The following is a 17,728-nucleotide window of genomic DNA, read 5'->3' as shown; positions in this document are numbered from 1 at the left end:
TACTTATCCTGCAAATCACCACTGTGGATCGTGAGTGCCGATTTGCTTGATGATGATTTGCTTGGTGTTGTCATTCACCAGGAAAAAAGTACGGTGCTCATGCGTCACACGCATGTGTGCATGCATGAAGTCCTTGTGCTCACCAGTAGGCTTGAAGCTTTTGTAGTTGGGATAGTTCTCGTACAGGCCCGTGGGGAAAACCTTTGCTGCCTCTCGGGGATGAGTATTGTGGTTAACAATCTCTGCCTTGTACTCAAGGTACTTCTTAAACTGCGTTTCGCCCCGCTTACCCTGATCAAGGTAATTGTGTTCGGCGAAATCCTCAATAACTGTCCAGTTTGCTGGCGACTCCGCCTGAGGGGCAGCACCTCTCGTCTTGCCTGACTTGGCATATTCCTTTTTGAACGGCATGCCGAACGTCGCGTATTCCTTTTCCACGATCCTGCCCGGCGGCTCGTCAGCCAGTTTCACAAGATACGAGCGCGGCTTCAGTGTTTGCGCAACTGCGTGTCGAACCGCCAGTGCACCCGCAGCAGCCGACGCAATACCTAACCCCATACTTACCCAGCCGAGTATTTCGCCGACCTGGGATTGCGGGTCATACGCATAGGCAATCTCACTGCCAATGGCAGTCACCCCTGAAGCGACGCCCAACCCCATTGCCAACAGGGCTAATGGCGTAGCAGCACCCAGGGTCACAATACTGGCGACAATCCCGATAATCCCCAGTGCAATCCCCGCAATCGACTGCCAGGAAATATGTCCCGTAGGGTCAATGCGATTGACTGGATCACCCAGGCAGTATGCATAGGCATTCAAACCGCCCGCACCAAACGGACTCATGCTGTCGGGACTGGTGAACCGCATCAGGGTCGGACTGTAGGCCCGGTAACCGTTGCCGAGCAGGTACAGGCCTGTGACTGCATCCAGTTGCTCGCCGTTGAAACCCGCCAGACTGAACAACCCGCCTTCGGCAGGACGATGTCCATAAGGGCTGTAGGCATTGTCTTCCCATTGCTCCTTGTGCAACTCGGTCAGCACGGTTTGCTGTTGATCCGTCCCGAAGATCTGGCTGCCAGCGTTAGCCCCGAATTGTTGTTGCCCCAGTATCGATCCGCCATTGCGCATGACACTGCGCGAATCGTCGCCACGAATTTCGCTAATGACTTCCGAGTGGTGGTAGTAGCGCTGCACATCAGGCATGCGCGGTTGCGACAGTTCGACAATTCGGTCAAAGCCGTCAAAGTGAAAACCACGTAACACATCCCCTCGCGCGTTGCTCACCTTGGTCAGCCGACCGAAGGCGTCATAAGCCAAGGTACGTGCCTGATCGTCCTTGATCATTCGACCGTTGGCGTCGTATTCCAGAGTGACTGGCGCGGGATAATCAGCGTGGGAGTGCATAACGCCAATAAGTTGTGCCGGATCTATTTCGCTGAAACTGAAGGTCGTTACGTTGACGCCTTGGGGAAAGGTGGTTTGCAGCGTCTGGATGTTGTCCAGCGCGTCAAATGTAAATATTTGCTGGGCGATTTCCTTGCCGTATGGATCGCGTGGCCGCTGGCTGCCACTGCAGTCGTACTGCGCGAGGCGCCCGCGCACGTCGTAAGTGAAGCTCTCATCACGCAGCACGAAAGCACCGCGCTTCAAAACCTTCCGCGCCAGTTTGCCGGCCACGGTGTAGCTGGAGTTCAACGTCTGGGTGGGCAAACCGTTGACTTCAAAACTTCGAGTTGTTTCACGCCCTATATCGTCGTAGGTCAGGCGCGTAGTCAACAGACGTTTGGTCGAAGTGTCGCGCGTTTCGATCTTCTCCAGCAGGCCGCGCTTGTCATAGAAAAAATCAGCCTGCAGCGCGCCTTGCTTGAATGAGGTTCTACGTCCCCAGTTGTCGTACTCGGTCTGATGCTTTGTACCCAGTACATCCATGTATGTCAGGGGCAGGCCGGCGAAAGAATAGGTATGGGAAACTGTCTTGCGTTGTTCGCCGTAACGGGTGGTTTCCGACTTCAGGCGACCGGAGGGAAAATACTCGAAATGACGCTCACGACCTTGTTCGACGCAGCTCTTGGTTTTTCCGTTCAGGACATCGTAGGTGAGTCGAGTGGTCAACCCGTCACCTTCCCTCTCGGTCACGGCTTTGCGCTCAGTCAACAATCCGCCCAGCTCTGTTGAATGGACAAACTCGATCTTCTGACCCGAGGCATCTGTGGAGGACTTGGGCAGGCTGCAACCAGCCTCATAACTGGCGACCGACTTACGCCGCCCCACCGAAATCTCGGTCACGCGGTTCAAACCATCGAACCTCTGTTGCCCCAATGGCAAACCCGCCACTTTAATTTCCACAGGCAGCTCATCAGTGCTATGGGCCGCAAACATGGTTTCCACAGCATTGCCGTCCGGCAGAACACTGCGAACCATCCGGTCGAACACATCATATTCGTAACGGGTCGTGTTACCGGCCGGATCGGTCTGACTGAGGGTACGGCCCAAACCGTCATATCCATAAACGGTTTTGCCCAGGCTTTGATCCTTGAGATCGAACACCTCGACACTGTCCGGCTTACCGAAAGCGTTGACGGCGGTGACCGTCTTGCCCATACCCATCTGCCAGTTTTGCTGCTGGCGGCTGATCGGGTCGAACACGCTATGCTCGATTCGTCCGTCGCCGTGGCGTGTCTCGGCGACCTGCCCCCAATTGTCGTAAGAAAACTCCGTCCTGAACTCTCGCAGAAGACCTTCCCACCAGTCGCTATGAATGATCTGCGCTGGTCGTCCTGACTGGTCATGAAAGGTGCTGTATACCGTGCGCATTGGGCAGTTGCCCTGCGGGTCCGGGTTATCGCAATCCTTTTCCTGAATCGCCATGATGCGGCCCAGCCCATCGTATTTGGCTATTTGCATACCACCTGACGAGTCTGTCGTGATCATCATCGCAGGCTTGTTATCTTTGGCAGCCTCATAGCTCCAATGAGTAGAGGAGGAGTACGCCGTACCGGGTGCAAGTGTCTTGCGTAGACGGCGGCCAAGCTTGTCGTACTCGTACTCGATAACGCGGCCATCAGCATCTCGCTCGGACACTACCAGTCCGTTCAGGGTCGAGAGTATTTGCTTGCTTGAACTGGTGGTGCCGTCAAAACCGTGCACGGTCTTCTTCACCTCCAGTTTGGTAACGTCGAGCACATACGAGTAATCGATACGAGTCTTCTTGGCATTGCGGGTCACGCACTGCTGTAGCAGCAAGCCGTGCCTGGCAGGGTCCTTGGGCGTATTGAGATAAGTCAGGTCAACTTGGGAACGAAGGGTCTCACTTGCATCGGCCAGTTCGCAAAAGCTCTCCTGGATGGGCACGACATTGGCGTGCGTCGCGCCTTCGAGAGCGGGATGCAAAGCATATCGATAGCGAGTAACGGTAGATGCTCCGCCCCCAACCGCTGGTAACACGGTCTTCTGTCTCAGAAAGCGGACAAAACCCAAAGGATCTTTCGGGCAGTCATCTGATTCGGTGTCTGGGTAATATTCAAACTGCGTGGTCACCCCATTGGCACCCACTTGTCTGACAAGGTTGCCGGCAGAGTCGAACTCAGTGGTTGATATCTCGGTGCGCTTCTTCCCGGTCGTGCTGTTTTCATATCTGAGGGTATGGGACTTGGGCATCCTGAATTGCGCGCCCTGCTCAGTAAATGGCTTGGCGACGTCACAGTGATATTCGGTAGAAGCCGAAGTTACCGCATCACCGCACTGCGTCACTTCAGAGACCAATAGATGAAATTTGTTGTAGGTGCGTTCGGTCCGAGTATGGAGCTTCTCCCCCACAATTAACTGTTCGGTGGAGCTGTACTGATATTTCCTCTGCGCACGGTAGACCAAGTCAATGTCATCCTTGCTGTCCGTCTCCACACCATGGCCTAGGTAGTTCCGGTCCGAATAGGTGTAAGTCTTGACTATCTTTTGCTGTCCTTGCTTGGCGAAAATATCGTGAGCTATCACGTACGGCAGGCTTTGTTCTCCCCCAGGAAGCAAGTGACCTGCGCGTTTATAGCGAATGATTTCGACTGTCCCAAGTGGCGATTCCACACGTTTCACATAGCTGATGCCGTCAATGATTTCGTACTGCAGACCCCAACCAGCACCTAGCGGCAAGGCGATTCCGCTGACACGATCGTTATCGAACTTCATCGAAAACTCTGTGCTGTCCAGCGTTTCAGGATTCTGGGTCAATGTAAGCTTGCCAGCCGTACGGCCGACATTGAGCAAAACTCTTTTTGCATCCCTTATTTCCACGAGTCTGGGTTGTTCATTGAACAAGGCATACTTTAAAGCGATGCTTGCACCGTTCGCAGCAATGATTCTCGCGGGTACGGCGATCTGAGTGGTGCCAAACACCTCAAGCTCTTCTCGCCGGCCATCTTTGTAGTGAACAACATAATGCCCGGCACCTGTTTTCAGAACCTTGGTGCTCTCCAGCTTCATTTCCTTGAAGAATAGAGCCTTGGGTGTTTCAGAGGCTTTATACGTCTCACCGCTGGCCAGCGTCATGACCTTACTGCGCAAGTCATAACGACTGATCGCCAGCGACCACCCTGTGCCATAGCCGGCATTACGCGTATTAAGAGGGTTAAAGCCCAGAGCAAGATTGAATGACGGACCGTTTAGATCGCTAGAGCGAATGGAGCCGAGAGTCAAAGCCAAGGTATATATACCTGTGCGGGGATCAACGCCACCAGCCACAAAACCGCCGAAATTGAATGCATTAGACCGCACAGACCCAATAGATTGACTATCCATGGATAACTTCCTGTCATTTTCAGAAAAAAGAACAAAAGCAAGCGTCCCGCTTACTTCCAAGAGCAATAACCAAGCCAGAGCTAATACGGAAAATATCTGTCAACTTAATAGGTAGGATCGATTAGCGACATCGGGATTGATACGAATTCCGTGCTCGGTGCCGTATTCATCAAAAACCTGCAAATCCAGTTGTGCTGTGTGCTCAGGCTTGTTCGGATACTCTTGCGTCAAATGACTTAGTATTGAAATCGTGCCCGGATCCTGAGTCACGGAGCGGAATCCCTGCGAAGTACGCGCGGTGACTTGTGCACCATAAATCGGTCCAATAAAGGCAACATAACTTCTCAGTCCTGGCGATACATCGAGGGCATTACCCGATGAGAAAAACTCGGTTGCAAACTCGTCGTCATATTTGGTGTCGAAACTCGTCCAATCAAGCAGATTGATCCGCCGACCTTCCGCATGCAAAGCGATACTGTGTAATTCGGTCTGCTCAAAAAGACTGGGCAATTCTAGAACCCGAGTCTTTTTCACGACAAAATTAGCGATTGGATAATGCTTGGGAGCGATTGCTTCCAGCGTGATACTGCTGTCATAGCCATTGCGACCATTGCTTCGATACCTCACGCCTTGCAGCGTAATTTCAGCGGCAACTTGAATTGAGCCTGGACGACTGCTGGTAACCCAAAACTCGAAAATCTGCACACTTTCCGAAGGATCGGATATCCGGTTATCCGGCGCTGGCACCAACGGCACAACGCGGGCCGCACCACCTGACATATCGTGGGCGTAGCGGTTCTCCTGGGTTCCGACGCTCCAATTCCCACTCAACGGTGCAGAGGTGTCATAGCTGATCAACTTCAATGTCTGAAGGGCGGGATGCCCATAGAGCGATACTTCCTCAGCCTGCGAATTTTCTCCCGAAACCAGCACCAAAACCCTGACTTGCATACGGCCGTTGGCATAAAGAGCCTTATGACGAATCGTAGAAGCATCAAACTTCACTTCAAGTCGCTGAATACTCAAGTTCTGCTCAGACATATAAAAACCCCATTAACCATCTTATTTAGGAGGCGTTACAACGCACTCGACCCGGCATATTGATACACGCAACAAGGACAAATAACAGAAGCGCTTTATTTCCATATGTTAGGTTTTAAACAGACAATTAAAACAACACAACAATCGAAACAACTCACCCGCCAGAAAAATAATCACACCGCCCATACCAATCAAACATCCTGCGTAACGCTCCAACTATAAAGTCTTCGCGCACAAAAAAGCCCACTATCAAGAAATCGTTTGAAAACGAAACTTTAAGTGGACCCTATCAACACTGTTACCAAGCGATAATTTTCACATGAAAAAAAGCTCAACCTCCATCGCTATCAGATCCCACACCACTATCAGAAAATTCGGAAAGTTCGTAAACCTCATCAAACACCTGCTCCTGAACTCTGATAACGATTTTGCTATCCATGCTGGCGTTTTGCAGATATTCACTGATACGTAATATTGCCGCATGGCTTAGCGGATTACCCTTCAGATCGACATATATGTCTTGCGCATCGGGCACTTCAAAAAAATCATCACCGACATCAACAATATTGTTATCGCATAAATCAAGGATTTTCAGCCTACTCAGTCGCTCTACACCGGAGGGAATACTGGTCAGCCCCACGTTACCCAGATACAACTCTTTCAGATGACGCATGAACCCCACATGAGGAACGACACCCAACGGATTTCCGTCAAGCCTCAACAGGGTCAGCGTTTCGATTCTCGAAAGCCCCTCCGCTTCGGTTTCAGACAGTTGAAGTGAACAGTCTTTCAAGATCAGGTGTCGCAAGTCACGCATTTGGAAAATGCCCGAAGCGAATCCATCCATGCGCACCTTTTCAAGAACCAAATAACTGAGGTTGGGGAAACTGTCGAGAAATCTGCCCAATTTCACGCCTGGATTCCGCGCCTCCAACACCAACTCCGTCACGTGCTCGAATCTGGCGCTCATTTGCGGCAACTCGGCGTTGAAATCGATGAACGAACTGAAACTTTCATTTGCTGCGTCTTCCTCTGAAAGCATCTTTTGCTGCCACGCCAATTGCAGTTTTTCGCTGAACCCCTGACGCAACTGTAATTGCTCGACAGACGCCTCGACGCTCCATTCCACACCCTCTGTTGGATGTGGAGGCGCTTCAACGCGCCAAACTTCCAATTCGTGACGCAGCGTGGAGAATTCATTTTCCAGCCGCCTCAGAACTCCAGAGGGATCGTGCTGTAAGCGCTTGTCAATGAACGCAGCCACGTCTTCGTCCGAAATCCCGGGGTAAAGATCACGTACGCGACTTTCAAAAGACTTTGTCGATTCAGGGCTGACGTCGGCTCCGCCGCGCAAAAGTCCCGCTTGCCGGTCTTGCGTTTTAGTAGCCTTGACTGTGAGTGCCAGTGGTGCTAAGTGCAGCACTTCGTTCACCACTTGGCGCGATGGTGAAGGCTGAGTACGGATTACTTTTTGCAGCGCTCGGCCGCCATTGCCAGAAATACCGAGCGCCTGACGCTGCTCTGGCGACAACAGAGACCAGACTGTCGAATACAGATTGTGCGCCCCTGGTAGTGGCGGCGGGCTGCTTGCAACGGTATAGCCATCATCCTGACGGATCAGTATGTGACGAAACGGTGATCGGGCGTCGCCGATAGCGCTCAGGACATGTCCGTCCATCGTCCTTTGGCGAATCTCGACACGCGTCTGCCGCGGCCAATTCGCCAGATTTCCGAGCATATGCAGCACTAACCGATCACTGTCCGGGTTGGCTACGGCCTCTAAGTGAATGCCTTCCACGGCCCTTGCCAGGCGAATCTCTCGCAGCGCCACCAGTGCCTCTTTCGCCACTCGCTGAGGCATGCCTGGCAGGTTGTGCATATGTAAACGTTCGGCAGCGCTCATATTGCGCCATATCGCCTGCGCAGCGGTTTTCGGTAGATGTGGAAACACCCGGCGCATCCGTAAAGTGTTTTCATCGCAATCGGATTCAAAGGCATCTTCCAGATCCTTGAACCGCCTAAATCGCTCAGGGGCGGCCCCGCGTCTCTGCGCCTGAATCGTCTGATCAAGTTCGAATCGCCTGATGGTGTCCTCCAGTAAAAAAGGCGCAGGGCGATCATTCATGAGCACATCGCGCAGCACTGGTTCATTGACCCCGCTCACTGCCAGCACACGTGCAACCATGGCGGCGGAAAATTGCGCCACGGAACGGCCCATCCGCCGAAAAAGTTCTGCGGTTTGTACTGAGATTGAGTCAGTGAAGGGGGTGACATCGCTGTCCAGCGGCCCCCAGAACCGGCCTTCGTTGTCCGGCTTCAATAGCGGGCCGGAGGGCTCGAGTTCACTGGCCAGCGTGGCGCGAAACAGCCCGCTCTCAGCGTCCAGCACCACTTGCACGACATGGTCATCGGCCACGGCCACGTACTGGCGCTGCTTCACAATCCTGATGCCTTGCGCATCGGCTTCACCGAAGATTTTGGGTGCGGGTATCCAGTAATCTGCCAGTGAGTACTTCGCGGCACGCATCGCGAACTCATCGATCGCAGATGACCTCGGGTTCACGCTCACTCTGATCGCTGGCGTCACTGCGATCGAGTCAGGCCCGAAGGAAACGGGCAGCGTTTCGAGGTGATGGGGTATAGACAGGTGCGGCATTGCTGAAGAGCCGGGCGGTGGCCGATGAGTACCGTCTACGCTGAATTCGGGGATTTTGATTGGGGCAGGTACAGGTTTGACCTTTGGCGGTTTGCCAGTCATGGCTGCTCATCCTTGAGATATGGCTGCGTTGGCCCCGCATTACAGAAGGGGCCAACACTCGATATAAGCAAAAGCACTTTGAATGCAATTACCTGATAATTGAACACCACAGCTTATCGGTAGTTACCATGCCAAAAAGCATATATATCTACTACATCCACTGGCATTGCATCAGCGAAGGTGAGTCTTAGCCTCGTTCCAGATATAAATTTCGCTCGTAAAAGTTTACGCGAATCGCCAGCCTATGCTCCGTACCGTGTTCATCAATGGCAAGAAAGTGAAGCTTGTTTCCGTACTTGGAACCTTTACCGGCTTCCGAGTATTCGGACAGGGCTTGCACGACAGTTAGCTCGCCATCGCTCTGAATCTTCACATCATAATGTTCTCGACCCCATGTATGGGCGTCAGGAAAAAAGGTGTATACAAAAGGATCTCCGTTAGCCGGCAAGATCACAGTCACACTTTGTTTTTCAGGGCGAACAAGAATGACCTCCATATAATTGGTTTTTATTTCATTAAGTCTGTTACCCCCCGCAAACTTATGGTCAACGCCTTCTCCTACTCCGTCTACAACCCAATCGACCAGCTTGATCTGCTGCCCTCGCGGATAGAGCCCAAGACGATGGCTCCAGATTCGATTGCCGGGCAATTCATCGCCGCGCCGGGTTTGATACCAGCGAAATTCTTCGATGGAGTACGCCGATGGCGGTTGTGCTTCGATGGTTACACTACTGTCATGAACACTGGAGAGTGTCGTTCCATTACTGAGAATCCTCTCACCGTTCAGCGACAGGCGCGCACCAATCTGGGTCGTCCCGGCGCTCGATGAGGATACCCAAAACGTGCGGACCTGAGGATGGACGCTGTCATTTTCCGGATCGTTGTCGGGAGCGTCTCCGGCGGAGGTTGAAGGTCGTGCCTCAATCGTAAACCGCCCTTGATCGGTGCTTGCGGCCCAGCCGTCGCGCAACGTTTTGCCAGTGCTGTAATGAATCAGTTCGATGCTTTCCATTACATCTGCAGGCACGTGCATGGCATTGCCGTTGGCGTCTATCCCGGAAACCAGAACTTGTACTTTCACCTGCATCCGGCCATTACCAAACAGCGACTTGGTGCGAGTATTGTCGCTCGCATCAAACTTGACCTTCATAATGGCAAGGCCTGCGAATATGGGCGCAGTGGTTTGCTGATCGTGTGTAGCATCCATGCTTTCACTCATGATGTGTTCCTTCGAAGAGTAATATTTAAATGTCGACATCGAAAATATGCCAACAAAAAAATTACAGACCTTTCAAATAAACAGCAAAGCGAAAAATGTAAGAAACATACGCTTGCAAACCTCTAGTGGCTTACAGACTTTTATCTGGCAAACAACTATTTCCGGCGACAACCATCAAGGCTCGTCGTTATAAACAAACTTGGGCATTTCCCAATGAAAACGGATGGCCAGCAGACGTAACAAGAATCCGCCGAACAGCGTAATCAGAATGGCTTGTTCACCAGGCACATTCAGATAAAGACACAGCATGTAGCACCATGCTGCGGCGAAGGAGACGCTCGCATACAGTTCGCGGCGAAAGATCAGCGGAATGTCGTTGCAGAAAATATCGCGCAAGATGCCACCAAACACCCCCGTGATCACGCCGCTGACCGACGCCACCAGCATGCCGTGGCCCATTTCCAGTGCGGTCATGCAGCCAATCAGGGTGAACGCCACCAGACCGACGGCGTCGAGCACCAGGAACAGCGAACGCAAGTGGCGCATCCAGCGCGCGGTGAACACGGTGAACATTGCCGCGACCGAAGTCAGCACCAGGTATTCCGGGTGTTTTACCCAGGTCAGCGGATAATGCCCGAGCAGCACATCGCGCACCGAGCCACCGCCCAAGGCTGTTACGCAGGCGATCAGTACCACGCCAAACCAGTCCATGCCGCGCCGCCCGGCAGACAGGGCGCCAGTCATGGCTTCAGCGGTGATGGCGATCAGATAGAGCATCAGCAACATGGTGGCGATCCAGGCAGGAAGGCGCGCAGTCTAGCCATTTCAGTGCGGCACCAAAAGGGGGCAATCGCAATGCCCGCCCCCATCGCCAGGCATCAGAACTTGATGAAATGCTTGCGGTAGTGCTGCAGCTCGGCGATCGATTCGCGGATGTCGTCCAGCGCCAGGTGGGTGCTGCCCTTCTTGAAGCTGTCGCGCACGTCCGGTGCCCAGCGCGCGGCCAGTTCCTTGAGCGTGGAGACGTCGAGGTTGCGATAGTGGAAATAGCTTTCCAGCGCTTTCATGTGGGTATAAAGGAAGCGGCGATCCTGACAGATGCTGTTGCCACAGATCGGCGACTTGCCCTTCGGTACCCATTTTTCCAGGAAGGCGATGGTTTCAGCTTCGGCTTCGGCCATGCTGATTCGGCTGTCACGCACGCGCTGGGTCAGGCCGGAGTTGCCGTGGGTGCGGGTGTTCCACTCGTCCATACGCGCGAGCACTTCGTCACTGTGGTGGATAGCGATCACCGGGCCTTCGGCCAAGGTGTTCAGATCACTGTCGGTGACGATGGTGGCCATCTCGATGATGACGTCGTTTTCCGGATCCAGACCGGTCATTTCCAGGTCGATCCAGATCAGGTTCTGCGGGTTTTGCATATGTCGGCTCCTAGGCAATGCTGCGCAGTTTAGCCTAGGCCGGTGGCCGGGCGTGCTAAACTCGCGGCCGTTTTACCTAATCGCTGCATTCTTCAGACGGAACACCCATGGCCAAACGCCAACTCAATCGTCGTCAAAACTGGCGCATCGAAAAGATTCAGGGCGAGCGCGCTGCACGCGCCGCCAAACGCGAGTCCTCGGCTGTCGAAGCCCTTGAGGGCGGCGACCTGGGCCCGGAACAGACCGGCCTGGTGATTGCCCACTTCGGTGTACAGGTCGAGGTCGAGGCCGTTGACGGTGATCAGGCCGGCCAGGTGTTCCGCTGCCACTTGCGCGCCAACCTGCCTGCGCTGGTAACCGGCGACACAGTCGTCTGGCGTGCCGGCAATCAGGGCATCGGGGTGATTGTTGCGCAACTGCCGCGCACCACCGAACTGTGCCGCCCGGACAGCCGTGGCCAGCTCAAACCGGTAGCCGCCAACGTCGACATGATCGTCATCGTCTTCGCGCCGCTGCCCGAGCCGCATGCCAACCTGATCGACCGCTATCTGGTTGCCGCCGAACACGCTGGCATCCGGCCGCTGCTGCTGTTGAACAAATTCGACTTGATCGACGAGCAGAACGCCCCAGCACTGAATGCGCTGCTGGCGGTGTACCGCACTCTCGGTTATCCGGTGCTGGAAGTGTCGGCGCACCACGGCAACGGCATGGAACAACTGCAACAGCAGCTCGACGGCCGCATCAGCGTGTTCGTCGGCCAGTCCGGTGTCGGCAAGTCATCGCTGGTCAACAGCTTGCTGCCTGAAGTGGAAACCCGTGTCGGGCCGTTGTCCGAGTTGTCCGGTCAGGGTACGCACACGACGACTACTGCGCGCCTGTTCCACTTCCCTGGCGGCGGTGAGTTGATCGACTCCCCGGGTATCCGCGAATTCGGCTTGGGTCACGTCAGCCGCGCCGATGTTGAAGCCGGTTTCATCGAGTTCAATGACCTACTCGGCACCTGCCGCTTTCGCGACTGCAAACACGACCGCGAACCCGGTTGTGCACTGCTCAAGGCGCTGGAAGATGGCCGCGTGCAGCAGCAGCGGATGAACAGCTACCGCTCGATCATCGCCAGCCTGCCGGAAAACGGCTACTAAACATCTGCACCGGCAGTACCTCGCCCGAGGGCTGCCGGATGTCGGACTGCGCCTGACAAACCCTCGATTCCGTTAAACGCCAGACTTTTCTTACAGGCCCGCACACGCCTGCCTGCAGGACATTTCTCTTTCACCGCCCAACCCTTGTAGGCAAGCTCCAGATGCCTAGATTGGGGTCCTCCTTCGCACCTTCGCGACCTTCGAGGAACCCCATGCAGACCTATCACCTGTTCATCAGCCATTCGTGGAACTACGCCCACGCTCACGACAATCTGGTACGCCTGCTCGGCGCCAGGCCGGATTTCAGTTTCAAGAATTTTTCCGTGCCGCCACATAACCCGATCATGGGCGCGCAGACCGACAAGCAGCTCGAAGAAGCCATCGAAAACAAGATTCGCCCCTGCTCGGCGGTACTAATCATGGCCGGGATGTATTCGACCTACAGCAAGTGGATCAACAAGGAAATCGAGATCGCCAAACGCATGGGCAAGGTGATCATCGCGATCAAGCCATTCGGCGCCGAGCGCATTTCCGCCGTGGTACGTGACGCGGCACACGCCGAATGCGCGTGGAACACCAATAGCATCGTCAGCGCGATTCGCCTGCATACGGCGGTGTGATCATGCGCAAGGGACTGTTTATCGGCATCAACCACTACGACTACGTCTCACCGTTGAGCGGTTGTAACAACGACGCAATGGCCATGGCTTCGGTATTGGAGCGTCACGCCAACGGGCGCCCGAACTTCAGCAGCAAAGTGCTGACGTCGGCCGAAGAACAACTAACGCTCAAACTCATGAAACAGCAGATCCAGAGCCTGTTCTCAGGCGACTGTGACGTGGCACTGCTGTACTTCGCCGGTCATGGGCAGTTCGACAGCAGCATCGACGAAGGACTACTGATTCCCCAGGACTATCAGCCTGGCGGAGACGGTATCCGCATCAGCGACATTCTGGAATGGGCGGACAAGGCCCCGCACATCAAGAATAAAATCATCATTCTCGATTGCTGCCAGGCCGGTGCAGCAGGCGCCCTGCGCAACCTGCGCGGCGGCAGCAGTGTGATCGGCGAAGGCGTGACCATTCTCACCGCCTGCAAAAAAGAACAGTACGCCCTGGAAAGCCGCGGTCACGGGGTATTTACGGATCTGTTGCTGCAAGCGCTGCATGGTGGCGCTGCCAACGTACTCGGCAAGGTCACCCCCGGTAGCGTCTATTCGTTTGTCGACAATGCGCTGGGAGCCTGGGAACAGCGTCCGGTATTCAAGACCAATGTCTCGCAGTTTGTGCCGCTACGCGAGGTCACGCCGCTGATCGCCGAAGAAACCCTGCGCAAACTCAAGGACTGGTTCCCGGAACCGAGCTTCGTTTTCAGACTCGACCCCAGCTACGAGCCCACCGAAGCGCTGTTCAACCCCGAGCACGGCGACATCTTCAAGCAACTGCAAATGTGCAATCGCCACAGCCTGATCGAGCCCGTGGACGCCGAACACATGTACTACGCCGCCATCAACTCCACCGGCTGCCGCCTCACCGCCCTCGGCGCCTACTACCGCGAACTCGCCATAAAAGGACACTTCTGATGCCCGTATTCATCAGCTACCGCCACATGGATCGCGCCCACGCCATCGCCATCAATAGCCGCCTGATCCAGGCCAACATCAAAACCTACCTCGACGTGCTCGACCCCGAGTCGCAGACCACCGACGACATCACTGGGGTCATCACCCGCAACATCACCGAATGCACGCACCTGCTGGCAGTGGTCTCGGAAAAGACTGCGTTATCGTGGTGGGTGCCGTTCGAAATTGGCGAAGCGACCATCAGCAACCGGCGGATCTGCTCGTTCAAGACCGGGCCGACGGAACTGCCGTTGTATCTGGATAAGTGGCCGAAGCTGAGCACGGACAGTGATCTGAATTTCTTTATCGACGCGTATCGCGAGGAAGTGTCGAATAAACGCTCGATGACGCTGGATTCGAGCAATGAATCCTTTAGCGGCACCTATAAGCGCAACGCCGAGATTTTCCACGAACAACTGAAGAACCGGATTCGGCGCGGGTTCTGACAGACGTAAAAAAGCCGCGATCATCTCGCGGCTTTTTTTGCCTCACACGCTGGCCGGCGGTTTTGGCACAACTACTTTTGGCTCAGGCTTGCGAAACGCATACAGGTGCTGACGCACAATCCCGCCTGGCAGCTCCTTGCCAAACACGCCATAACGCACCGGCCATTCCTTTGGCGGCAGCTTGAACGTACCGAAGAGCATATCCACCAGCGGCGTGTGGATCGCGTAGTTTTTGTAGATGTAGTCCTTGTGCCGGGCGTGGTGCCAATGGTGATAGCGCGGCAGCACGATCAGGTAGTTCAGCCAGCCGCCGTTGATTCGCACGTTGGCGTGGGCCAGTACCGCTTGAACACCGACCAGGATTACATAGGCATTCAACGCTTGCGGCGCGAAGCCCAGCAGCATCAATGGCACCAGCACGCCAGTGCGGGTCAGCAGGATTTCAATGAAGTGCACGCGGGAGCCGGCGAGCCAGTCCATGTGCGTACTGGAGTGATGCACCGCGTGAATGCGCCACAGCCATGGCACTACATGGTAGAGCCGGTGCAGCCAGTACTGACCGAGATCGGCGACCAGTATCGCCAGCAGAAACTGCACAACGAGCGGCAGGCTTTGCACGCTCGCTTGCAAGCCCGGCGACACCGCCCAGCCGGCGATGTAACTCGACGAGGCGGTGATGAAGATCAGGATGAACTGCACCAGCATGTGGCTGACGAAAAAGTAGGTCAGGTCGGTGCGCCAGTGCGGGCGCAGGATGTTTTGCTCGGGATCCTTGGAATATAGTTTTTCCAGCGGAATGAACACGATCGCCGACACCAGCAGCGCCAGCACGAACCAGTCCAGACCGAGCGAGTACGGGGTCTGCCCGATCGAGCTGACTTGTACGTTGGTGCCCCCAAGGAACACCGCCAGGCCCGATGCAACCAGACCGGTAATCCCCAGACGCTTGCGTTTGTTGAGCAGGATATTCAGGGTGCCGAGGCTGAACGAAACCACCAGACCGAGCAATAGCGTGGTGCGCGCGAACTGCTCGTCATAGACCTTGCGCAGTTCGGCTGTGGTCAGCCACTCGGGAAACAGGAAGCAGAACACCGCCAACAGGCTCAACAGCCCGAGGGTGGCTGATATATAGCCACTGACCCGGCCCTCGCCAAATTTGAAGGGAGCGTTGCCGTGCCGTTGAAAATAGGCTTTGAGTCTTTCCATTTACTGATCTTCCGTGATTGCGAAAACTGCGACTGGTCATTGCGACGCAGGCAGATACAAAAAAGCCACGGTAACCGTGGCTTTTTGTCGGTCACTGTTTCGGCGCGGGGGCCGGCACAGTGGCTGGCGGGGCAGCAGGCGCGGGCGCCGCACTCCCCGGCTCAACCGGTTTCGGCGCAGCGTCGTCGAACAGATTCAACCGCTCGCGAAGCTCGTGCGCCGGCACCGGTTGCTGATCCGCCGGCAGTGCATTCGGGTCGACTGGGGCTGCCGGAGCGGCACCATTCTGACCTTGATCCGCCGGTTTCGCCGGATCCGCACCTTGCGCACCTTCGATGGCCGCCTGGGCTTTTTTGGTCAACACCACAATGTCGATGCGACGGTTGACCGGGTTGAACGGGTTTTCCTTGTCGAACAGCGCCGACGAGGCATAACCGACGACCCGCGCCACTTGCGCATCCGGATAGCTACCGGCGACCAGTGCACGACGGGCAGCGTTGGCACGGTTGGCCGACAATTCCCAGTTACCGAAATCACCGGTGCCGGTGTAAGGCTTGGCGTCCGTGTGACCGCTGATGCTGATCTTGTTCGGCACCGCTTTGATGGTGTCGGCCATGGCCAGCAGGATGTCTTCGAAGTACGGTTTCAGGCGTGCAGAACCGGAGTCGAACATCGGCCGGTTCTCGGCGTCCATGATCTGGATGCGCAAGCCATTCGGAGTGATCTCGAAGAGGATCTGATCCTTGAATTTCTGCAACTGCGGGTTCTCGTCGACCTTGTTCTGCAGTTCTTGCAGCAGCAGTTCCAGACGCTCCTTCTCGACCTGCTCGGCCATGCCTTCAACCTGTTCAGTATCGACCGTAACCTTGTCAGGCTGCGGCTGCGATTTCACTTCCGGGTTGAGGGTGTTTTCCGGCGCCAGGGTCGGCGTGCCGCCCAGGTCGATGATGTACGGCGTGCCGCTTTCGGAAAAGCCGACCGGGTCTTTGAAGTAACCGGCGATGGCGATCTTCTGCTCGGGCGTGGCGGTGGACAGCAGCCACAACACCAGGAAGAACGCCATCATCGCCGTGGCGAAGTCGGCGAAGGCGATTTTCCACGCCCCGCCGTGATGCCCGCCGGCTATGCGCTTGACGCGCTTGATGATAATCGGCTGATTATTTTCCATGACTTAGCGACCGCGAACGGCTTGTTCCAGCTCGGCAAAGCTTGGACGGTGGGCCGGGTACAGCACCTTGCGACCGAACTCGACCGCCAGCGACGGCGGCATGCCGGAAGCCGAAGCCACCAGCGAGGCCTTGATGGCTTCGTAGACGTTCAGCTCTTCCTTGGCATCGTGGGCCAGGGAATGCGCCAATGGGCCGAAGAAACCGTACGCTGCGAGAATACCGAAGAAGGTACCGACCAGTGCCGCACCGACGTGCAGGCCGATGGACTTCTGATCGCCTTCACCCAGCGAGGCCATGGTCACCACGATACCGAGTACCGCCGCGACGATACCGAAACCGGGCATGGCATCGGCGATGCCGTTCACCGCATGAGATGGATGCTCAAGGTCTTCTTTCAGGCTGTACAGTTCCATGTCGAACAAGCCTTCCAGCTCGTGCGGCGCCATGTTGCCGGACGACATGATGCGCAGGTAATCGCAGATGAACGCGGTCATGCGTTCGTCTTTGAGGACTGCCGGGTACTTGGCGAAGATCGGGCTCGCAGCGGCATCTTCGATGTCGCCTTCGATGGCCATCATGCCTTCGCGGCGGCTCTTGTTGAGGATCTCGTAGATCAGCCCGAGCACTTCCAGATAGAACGTGTGGCTGAAGCGCGAACTGAACATGCTCAGGGATTTCTTGAGCACGTGCATCGTCATGTAACCGGGGTTGGCCTGGAGGAATGCACCCAGTGCCGCACCACCGATGATCATCACCTCGAAGGGCTGGATCAGGGCGGCAATCTTGCCGTGGGAGAGCACGTATCCGCCGAGCACGCTCGCGAATACGACGATGATGCCGATAATTTTAGCCATAGGTAGAAAGTACTTATTTAAGTCGGGTTCAAGGTCATATTCGGAAGTTAAAAAATCTCTTCTTCT

13 protein-coding genes are annotated in these 17,728 nt (G+C 55.4%); 4 read left to right on the top strand and 9 right to left on the bottom strand.

Annotated elements, in window-relative coordinates:
• Window positions 1-15 precede the first annotated feature (15 nt).
• From BMY54_RS04915 to orn, 6 genes are all read right to left on the bottom strand, one after another.
• Window positions 16-4,788, bottom strand: a complete 4,773-nt coding sequence (locus BMY54_RS04915; protein WP_256573808.1) for an RHS repeat-associated core domain-containing protein — start codon at window positions 4,786-4,788, stop codon at window positions 16-18.
• Between the two features lie 99 nt (window positions 4,789-4,887).
• A complete protein-coding gene (locus BMY54_RS04910) occupies window positions 4,888-5,829 on the bottom strand; it encodes a hypothetical protein (RefSeq protein ID WP_093430174.1) in 942 nt (313 codons plus the stop codon).
• 331 nt (window positions 5,830-6,160) lie between these two features.
• A complete protein-coding gene (locus tag BMY54_RS04905; RefSeq protein ID WP_093430173.1) occupies window positions 6,161-8,587 on the bottom strand; it encodes a leucine-rich repeat domain-containing protein in 2,427 nt (808 codons plus the stop codon).
• Between the two features lie 187 nt (window positions 8,588-8,774).
• Window positions 8,775-9,806, bottom strand: coding sequence for a hypothetical protein (locus tag BMY54_RS04900; RefSeq protein ID WP_093430172.1), 1,032 nt, complete (start codon window positions 9,804-9,806; stop codon window positions 8,775-8,777).
• A 174-nt stretch (window positions 9,807-9,980) separates the two neighbouring features.
• A complete protein-coding gene (locus BMY54_RS04895; RefSeq protein ID WP_093430171.1) occupies window positions 9,981-10,592 on the bottom strand; it encodes a trimeric intracellular cation channel family protein in 612 nt (203 codons plus the stop codon).
• A gap of 92 nt (window positions 10,593-10,684) precedes the next feature.
• Window positions 10,685-11,227: an oligoribonuclease gene (gene orn / locus BMY54_RS04890; protein ID WP_003221098.1), complete on the bottom strand. Its 543-nt coding sequence runs from the start codon at window positions 11,225-11,227 to the stop codon at window positions 10,685-10,687.
• 107 nt (window positions 11,228-11,334) lie between these two features.
• On the opposite strand from orn, the gene rsgA reads away from it, so the two are divergent.
• From rsgA to BMY54_RS04870, 4 genes are all read left to right on the top strand, one after another.
• Window positions 11,335-12,366, top strand: coding sequence for a small ribosomal subunit biogenesis GTPase RsgA (rsgA, locus tag BMY54_RS04885; RefSeq protein ID WP_016985702.1), 1,032 nt, complete (start codon window positions 11,335-11,337; stop codon window positions 12,364-12,366).
• 212 nt (window positions 12,367-12,578) lie between these two features.
• The gene (locus tag BMY54_RS04880; protein ID WP_093430170.1) at window positions 12,579-12,986 is read left to right on the top strand and encodes a TIR domain-containing protein; all 408 of its coding nucleotides are present in this window, start codon (window positions 12,579-12,581) and stop codon (window positions 12,984-12,986) included.
• A 2-nt stretch (window positions 12,987-12,988) separates the two neighbouring features.
• The gene (locus BMY54_RS04875) at window positions 12,989-13,948 is read left to right on the top strand and encodes a caspase family protein (protein ID WP_093430169.1); all 960 of its coding nucleotides are present in this window, start codon (window positions 12,989-12,991) and stop codon (window positions 13,946-13,948) included.
• Window positions 13,948-14,433, top strand: coding sequence for a toll/interleukin-1 receptor domain-containing protein (locus BMY54_RS04870; RefSeq protein WP_093430168.1), 486 nt, complete (start codon window positions 13,948-13,950; stop codon window positions 14,431-14,433). Before BMY54_RS04875 ends, BMY54_RS04870 begins: the two co-directional genes overlap by 1 nt.
• A 42-nt stretch (window positions 14,434-14,475) precedes the next feature.
• On the opposite strand, the gene BMY54_RS04865 is transcribed toward BMY54_RS04870, so the two are convergent.
• The 3 genes from BMY54_RS04865 to motA form a co-directional block, all read right to left on the bottom strand.
• Window positions 14,476-15,639, bottom strand: a complete 1,164-nt coding sequence (locus tag BMY54_RS04865; RefSeq protein WP_093430167.1) for a sterol desaturase family protein — start codon at window positions 15,637-15,639, stop codon at window positions 14,476-14,478.
• Between the two features lie 91 nt (window positions 15,640-15,730).
• The gene (gene motB, locus BMY54_RS04860; protein WP_093430166.1) at window positions 15,731-16,807 is read right to left on the bottom strand and encodes a flagellar motor protein MotB; all 1,077 of its coding nucleotides are present in this window, start codon (window positions 16,805-16,807) and stop codon (window positions 15,731-15,733) included.
• Window positions 16,808-16,810: 3 nt separating this feature from the next.
• Window positions 16,811-17,662, bottom strand: a complete 852-nt coding sequence (gene motA / locus BMY54_RS04855; protein ID WP_007952169.1) for a flagellar motor stator protein MotA — start codon at window positions 17,660-17,662, stop codon at window positions 16,811-16,813.
• Window positions 17,663-17,728 lie beyond the last annotated feature (66 nt).

The sequence above is a fragment of the Pseudomonas sp. ok266 genome, assembly GCF_900110195.1.
Taxonomy (GTDB): Bacteria; Pseudomonadota; Gammaproteobacteria; order Pseudomonadales; family Pseudomonadaceae; genus Aquipseudomonas; species Aquipseudomonas neuropathica.
Note: the sequence above shows the minus strand (reverse complement) of the source record. Positions and strands in the feature narration are given on the sequence as shown.